A 6,000-nucleotide genomic window follows, 5' to 3' on the forward strand; every position below is an offset into this window, starting at 1 on the left:
TATCGCTACTGGTTGGCCCAGAGCAGGCCTTTGCGCCGTCCCCGCGTCCCTGCTGGGGGTATGGGGGGTATGCCCCCCATGGTGACCGCTGCGCTCGCCCCTGCGCCCGGTCCATCGCGAGGCGCTGCCGCTGCAAACGACGAATCGTATTCGCGCCTTGATAAACAGGGTGTTTTGCAGGGCGTGGATTATGTGGACAGCACTAAATCCTGACGCCGCTCTTTTTTTAAAAGCGAATGAAGATTATTATCTGGCGGAGTCAAGATAATGCCCTATACATCGTATCTAGTGAAGCAACGCCTGCGGCTGCGCCGTCATGACCCGGAGCGAGCGTCCAGCTGGCGCAGTGCTTTAGCCAACCTGGGTCTGGAACTGCCGGCTGCGCGCAGCTTCCGAACATCACTGCAATGAAGAAATTGCCCACACTGGCGATACCATGCGCGCATGACTACCCCTTCAGCACTGTCACAAGCGTCCAGCGTCCACTTTGGCCATGGGGGCCGCGTTTGCATCATCACAGGCGGTGCGCAAGGCATTGGCGAGGCCTGCGTGCGCCGGTTTGCGCTTGAAGACGCGAAGCTAGTGATTGCCGACGTGGACGGCGTGCGCGGCCTGGCGCTCGCGCAGGAGCTGGGTGCGCTGTATGTCCGCTGCGATGTGGGCGACAAGGCGCAAGTGGATGCGCTGGTGGTCCAAACCCTTGCAGCCTATGGGCGCATCGATGTGCTGGTGAACAATGCAGGAATCTTCCGCGCGGCCGATTTTCTCGATGTCACCGAGGCGGACTTTGACGCCGTGCTGCGCGTCAATCTCAAGGGAGCCTTCCTTGTGGGCCAGGCTGTGGCGCGGGCCATGGCGGCGGCCGGTGGGGGCGCCATCGTCAACATGAGTTCCGTCAATGGCGTGCTGGCCATCCCTACTATCGCCAGCTACAACGTGAGCAAAGGCGGCGTCAACCAGCTCACCCGCGCCATGGCATTGGCGTTGGCCGACAAGAACATCCGCGTGAATGCGGTGGCGCCTGGCACCATTGCCACCGAACTCGCTGCCAAGGCCGTGCTGACCAGCGACGACGCCAAAAACAAGATCCTCAGCCGCACGCCGATGAAACGGCTAGGCGAACCGGCCGAGATTGCCGATGTGGTGGCCTGGCTGGCCAGCGATGCCGCCAGCTACGTGACCGGCGAGATCGTCACGGTGGATGGCGGGCGCATGGCGTTGAACTACACCGTACCCGTTTGAGCCAACGCAAGCTATTGAATTGATAGCTTCTGGCGCTTGGTGGATAGGCGCTAGAGCGTCTTTTGGCTCTTAAAATCCATCATGGCTGCGGCGCACGCTTGAGCAAGCCTGCCATGCTGCGCGGCCATCCCACGGGGCCGAACCAGGCGCCGCCCGCAATGGCCCAGGCATTGACCAACCCGTAGAGCACCAGCGCCACAGCCTGCGCGGCAAACACTCCGGCCAAGCCCCCTCCCCAACCCAGGGCCAGCCACCCGCCGGTCACGGCCACGGCCAGGCGCACGGTGTTGCCCAGCACGGGCCAGAGCAGGCGCCCTGCCCCTTGCGAGGCAAAGTACAGCACCAGGCCCAGGCCGAAGAAGCCGTACGTCGGCCCGACCGTGCGCAGGTATTGGCCACCGGCTTCGAGCATGGCCGGATCGCTGTTGAACAGCGACAACCAGGCATTCGGGAAAGCCGCGGCCCCCAGGCCGATGGCTTGCGCCATCGCGAACGCCATGGCTGCGCCGATCCAGGTGGCGCGCAGGGCGCGCTCGCGCTGGGCGGCGCCAATGCAGGTGCCGACCATCGCGACCAGCGGTGCGCCCAGGCCGAACACCAGCGGAACCAGCAGGTATTCAAGGCGCGATGCGGTGCCATAGCCCGCAATGGCCGCCGTGCCAAAGCCGCCCACCAAGGCCGTCGTGACGCCAATGGTCACATTGGTGGCCACCGTGGACACCATGCCCACCAGCCCGACCCGCAGAATGTCCTTGAACAAAGCCCAGCGAAAGCGGATCTGCGCAAACGACGGCCGCAGCAGGCTGCGCGGAGACCACAGGTAGCCCGCCAGCACCAGGCTGCCAAGGAAGTAATACGCCATCAGCGCGATCGCGCCGCCCGCAATGCCCAGGCCAGGCAACGGGCCCCAGCCAAAGATCAGCAGGGGCGACAGCGGCACCAGCACGAACGCACCCAGCACCGTGACATAGGCCGGCACCGCCATATTGCCCGTGCCCCGGATCACGGCGGAGAGCGTGTTGAACAGCCAGACCAGAAAGGCGCCCGCAAACACCCAGTTGGAATAGACCAGCGCGGCATCGAGCGCCCCGCCCGTGCCGCCCATGCGGGTGTAGAGCCAGCGCCCTCCCCCCACCACGGCCACCGTGAAAACGAGCGCGAACACCGCCGCAATGGCCAGCGCGTGCAGCACCAGCGCATCGGCATCGTCGCGCCGCCGTGCGCCCAGGGCACGCGCAATGGCGGACGCAATGCCGCCGCCCATGGCGCCGGCCGAGGTCATCTGCATCAGCATCACGACCGGAAAGACCAGGGCCATGCCCGCCAGCGCATCGGTGCCGAGCTTGCCGACGAAGTAGGTCTCGATCAGACCCACCCCGGCCTGCGCCAGCATGACGAGCACATTGGGCGCGGCCAGCCGCAGCAGCGTGGGTGCAATCGGCGCCTCCAGCAGCATGCGGGTGCGCGGGTTGAGTGCGGTGCTCATGCGGCAGTGCCCTGGGGTTTGCGCGGGACCACGATGCGCACGGTGGATATCTGCAACACCTCGCCGTGCTGGTTACGGGTCTCGCTGCGCACGGTGACCATGCCGCGGTCCGGCTTGGAACGGGAGGGCTGGATCTGCACCACCTCGCTCACCACATGCAGTACGTCGGTAGGGCGTGTGGCCTGGGGCCAGCTCAGTTCGCCGCCCGCGCCGATGATGCCGCCCGCAATTGGCAGGCCGCTGGTCACCTGCAGGCGCATGGTCACGGCCGCCGTGTGCCAGCCGCTGGCGGCCAGGCCGCCAAACAGCGTGGCCCGCGCGGCCGCATCGTCCAGGTGGAACGGTTGCGGGTCGAACTGCGCGGCAAAGGCCTTGATCTGTTCTGCGTCCATGGCATGTTCGCCACTTTTGAACTGGTCGCCCACGGTGAGGTCGTCGAGGTAGACGGGCTTTTGCTGTGGGCGGGATGCTGCGGGCGCGGGCGAAGCAAGCGGGTCTGTCATGGCAATAGCGCTTTCAACAAGGACGGAGGACGAAATGGGTGCAGCGCCTTGCTCAGGCCCCGGCAGGCGCGGGGCGCGCCAGGCGGGCTTCGCGGATCGGCAGGTTGACCAACGCCGCGCCCAAGGCCAGCACGATGTCGATGTACCAGACCCAGTCGTAGCTGCCCGTGGCTTGGAACACGCTGCCGCCCAGGTAAGCGCCAAAAAATCCTCCCACCTGGTGGGCCAGCATCACGATGCCAAACAGCATGGCCATGTTGGCCGTGCCAAACATCTTGGCGACCAGGCCCACCGTTGGCGGCACGGTGGACAGGAAGGTCACGCCCATCACGGCGGCAAACACCAGCACCACCGGCCCGGTCTTGGGCGCGAGCAGAAACGCCAGCACGGCGATGGCGCGCGTGGCGTACAGCAGCGACAGCAGGGATTTCATGCGCCAGCGCCCCACCGCCCAGCCCATGGCCAGGCTGCCGACGATATTGAACAGCCCGATCAGCGCCAGCGACCACCCGCCGAATTCGGGTGCCAGCCCGCAGGCGGCAATCACCCCCGGCAGGTGCGTGGCCAGAAACGCCACATGGAAGCCGCACACCAGAAAACCCGCCGCCAGATAGCGGTAGCTGGGCGTGGCCAGCGCATGGGCAATGGCCTGTCGGGCGCTCAGCGCCTTCTGCCCCGAGGCGGCTGCAGCCTGAGCCGCCAGCGCATTTGCATTGCCGCGCAGTATGAAAACCGCCGGCAGCGCCAGAAGCACGAGCACGCCCAGCCACTGCATTGCGCTGGCCCAGCCCACGGCTGCCGTCAGGCCGATGGCGATGGGCGCCATTGCAAACTGGCCGAAGGAGCCGCCCGCATTGACGATGCCGGTGGCCAGGCCGCGCTTGTGCGGTGGCACTAGCCGCGCGCTGGCCGCCATGAGCACCGACGGCCCTGCCATGCCCGCGCCCCCGGCGGCCAGGATGCCAATGGCAAGGACGAGGCCCGCCGTCGTGGTCATCAGCGGTGTGATGAACGTGCCCACTGCCACCAGCACCACGCCCAGGAGGATCACGCGCCCAGTGCCGATGCGGTCGGCCACCGCGCCGGCAAAAGGCTGCGTCAACCCCCACCAAAGCTGGCCCAGCGCAAAGGCCAGGCTGATGCTGCCCACGCCCAGCCCGGTCGAGGTGTTCAACGCCGACAGGAACAAGCCCATGGTCTGCCGCACGCCCATGGTGAGCGCAAACGCGCCGGCCGCCGCCAGCAGCACAAGCCAGACGGCCCAGGACCTCGCGGCCCCGCCCACACGCTCAGTCTTCGCCATGTTCCTGCTCCGCTGTGGGCGCCAGCAGCGCCAGGGACTCATCGGCCAGCGCATGCAGCGCCGCCACGCGTTCCACACCCAGGGTGTCGTTCAGCGCCCGTTGTGCCACCTTCCAGCAGCGCTGGGCCTCGGCGCGCTTGTCGCTGCCCGCATCGGTGATGTGCACGAGGCGGCTGCGCGCATCGGCGCCGGCCTCCAGCACCACCCAACCCGCCTCCACCAGGGGACGCAGGTTGCGCGTGAGCGTGGAAGCGTCCATCTTCATCGCTGCCGCCAGGTCGCTGGGCCGGATGGGCCCGAGCTTGAGCACGTGCGACAGCAGCGAGTACTGCGTGGTCTTAAGCCCGCACTGCGCCATCTCGGCGTCGTAGTGTTGCGCCACCCGGCGCATCAGCTGGCGCAGCTTGAAGTTGGTGCAGCCCTGCGGCATCGGCGGGGAGGCGGAACGATCGGTGGCGGGTATGGGAGCATCGGCTTGCATGGATTTGATTGTATCTGCAATACTTGCATATGCAATATTAAATGCAACCCCCAACCCCAGCACAGGAACCCCATGACCCAGCACAACCACCTCAAAGATTGGCTCGCGCAGGAGCGCGAAATCCTCGCGCGCCTGGACCTGGGCCCGGGTCCAGGCGTTGCCCGGCGCGAGCAGATTGCCCACATGAGCGGCCTGGAGCAAATGCAGGCGATGCTGCGCGGCGAACTGCCCTATGCCGCCATTGCCCAGACACTGGACTTTCTGATCGTGGAGGTGGAACACGGCCGCGCCATCTTCCAGGGCACGCCCGGCGCCGCGCACCTCAACCCCATGGGAACGGTGCATGGCAGCTGGTTTGCCACCCTGCTCGACTCCGCCCTGGGTTGCGCCGTGCACACCTGCATGCCAGCGGGCCGCGGCTACACCACGGCCGAACTCGGTGTGAACCTGGTCAAGGCGCTCACGCCCCAGGTGCAGCGCGTGCGCGCCGAGGGCCGCGTGGCCCACTGCGGGCGCCAGCTGGCCACGGCCGAGGCGCGCCTGGTCGGCCCCGACGGCATGCTGTACGCCCACGCCACCACCACATGCCTGGTCTTCGATCTGCCGGCACAATCGAGGCCATGAAATTCCTTCACACCATGCTGCGCGTCGGCAACCTGCAACGCTCGATCGATTTCTATACCCAGGTGCTGGGCATGCAGCTGCTGCGCCAGTCGGAGAACCCCGAGTACAAGTACTCGCTCGCGTTTTTGGGCTTTGACGGTGGCAACCCCGGCCAGGCCGAGATCGAACTGACCTATAACTGGGGCACCGAGAGCTACGACCACGGCAACGCCTACGGCCACATCGCCCTGGGCGTGCCCGACGCGTACACGGCCTGCGAGAAGATCAAGGCCGCCGGCGGCAACGTCACGCGCGAGGCCGGGCCGGTCAAGGGCGGCAGCACGGTGATCGCCTTTGTGACCGACCCCGACGGCTACAAGAT

At 66.6% G+C, this 6,000-nt stretch carries 7 protein-coding genes; 3 read left to right on the plus strand and 4 right to left on the minus strand.

The window, feature by feature from the left end; translation table 11 throughout:
- The first annotated feature begins 444 nt into the window (after nucleotides 1-444).
- Complete coding sequence (locus tag B2J89_RS10340; RefSeq protein WP_169168996.1) at nucleotides 445-1,242, plus strand: SDR family NAD(P)-dependent oxidoreductase; 798 nt, start codon at nucleotides 445-447, stop codon at nucleotides 1,240-1,242.
- Nucleotides 1,243-1,321: 79 nt separating this feature from the next.
- Here B2J89_RS10340 and B2J89_RS10345 read toward each other — a convergent pair whose 3' ends face one another.
- Genes B2J89_RS10345 through B2J89_RS10360 form a run of 4 tightly spaced genes read right to left on the minus strand, consistent with a single transcriptional unit; the run spans nucleotide 1,322 to nucleotide 5,015 of the window.
- Nucleotides 1,322-2,728 carry an MATE family efflux transporter gene (locus B2J89_RS10345; RefSeq protein ID WP_169168997.1) on the minus strand — a complete coding sequence of 469 codons (1,407 nt, stop codon included), beginning with the start codon at nucleotides 2,726-2,728 and terminating at the stop codon, nucleotides 1,322-1,324.
- On the minus strand, nucleotides 2,725-3,231 hold the full coding sequence (locus tag B2J89_RS10350; RefSeq protein ID WP_169168998.1) for a MaoC family dehydratase: 507 nt from the start codon (nucleotides 3,229-3,231) through the stop codon (nucleotides 2,725-2,727). Before B2J89_RS10350 ends, B2J89_RS10345 begins: the two co-directional genes overlap by 4 nt.
- Nucleotides 3,232-3,283: 52 nt before the next feature.
- Nucleotides 3,284-4,534: an MFS transporter gene (locus tag B2J89_RS10355; RefSeq protein WP_169168999.1), complete on the minus strand. Its 1,251-nt coding sequence runs from the start codon at nucleotides 4,532-4,534 to the stop codon at nucleotides 3,284-3,286.
- A complete protein-coding gene (locus B2J89_RS10360; protein WP_169169000.1) occupies nucleotides 4,521-5,015 on the minus strand; it encodes a MarR family winged helix-turn-helix transcriptional regulator in 495 nt (164 codons plus the stop codon). The genes B2J89_RS10355 and B2J89_RS10360 overlap by 14 nt, the downstream gene beginning before the upstream one ends.
- A gap of 72 nt (nucleotides 5,016-5,087) precedes the next feature.
- Here B2J89_RS10360 and B2J89_RS10365 point away from each other — a divergent pair, with 72 nt between their 5' ends.
- Together B2J89_RS10365 and gloA are read left to right on the plus strand one after the other, a co-directional pair.
- A complete protein-coding gene (locus B2J89_RS10365; protein WP_169169001.1) occupies nucleotides 5,088-5,639 on the plus strand; it encodes a PaaI family thioesterase in 552 nt (183 codons plus the stop codon).
- A partial coding sequence (gloA, locus tag B2J89_RS10370; RefSeq protein ID WP_169169002.1) for a lactoylglutathione lyase occupies nucleotides 5,636-6,000 on the plus strand: 365 nt, incomplete at its 3' end. The genes B2J89_RS10365 and gloA, both read left to right, overlap by 4 nt.

Source organism: Acidovorax sp. SRB_24, assembly GCF_012931925.1.

What these genes read in the sequence shown, in the direction of transcription:
- B2J89_RS10340 (WP_169168996.1), top strand. Translation starts at nt 445, where the DNA reads ATGACTACCCCTTCAGCACTGTCACAAGCGTCCAGCGTCCACTTTGGC.
- B2J89_RS10345 (WP_169168997.1), bottom strand. Translation starts at nt 2,728, where the DNA reads ATGAGCACCGCACTCAACCCGCGCACCCGCATGCTGCTGGAGGCGCCG.
- B2J89_RS10350 (WP_169168998.1), bottom strand. Translation starts at nt 3,231, where the DNA reads ATGACAGACCCGCTTGCTTCGCCCGCGCCCGCAGCATCCCGCCCACAG.
- B2J89_RS10355 (WP_169168999.1), bottom strand. Translation starts at nt 4,534, where the DNA reads ATGGCGAAGACTGAGCGTGTGGGCGGGGCCGCGAGGTCCTGGGCCGTC.
- B2J89_RS10360 (WP_169169000.1), bottom strand. Translation starts at nt 5,015, where the DNA reads ATGCAAGCCGATGCTCCCATACCCGCCACCGATCGTTCCGCCTCCCCG.
- B2J89_RS10365 (WP_169169001.1), top strand. Translation starts at nt 5,088, where the DNA reads ATGACCCAGCACAACCACCTCAAAGATTGGCTCGCGCAGGAGCGCGAA.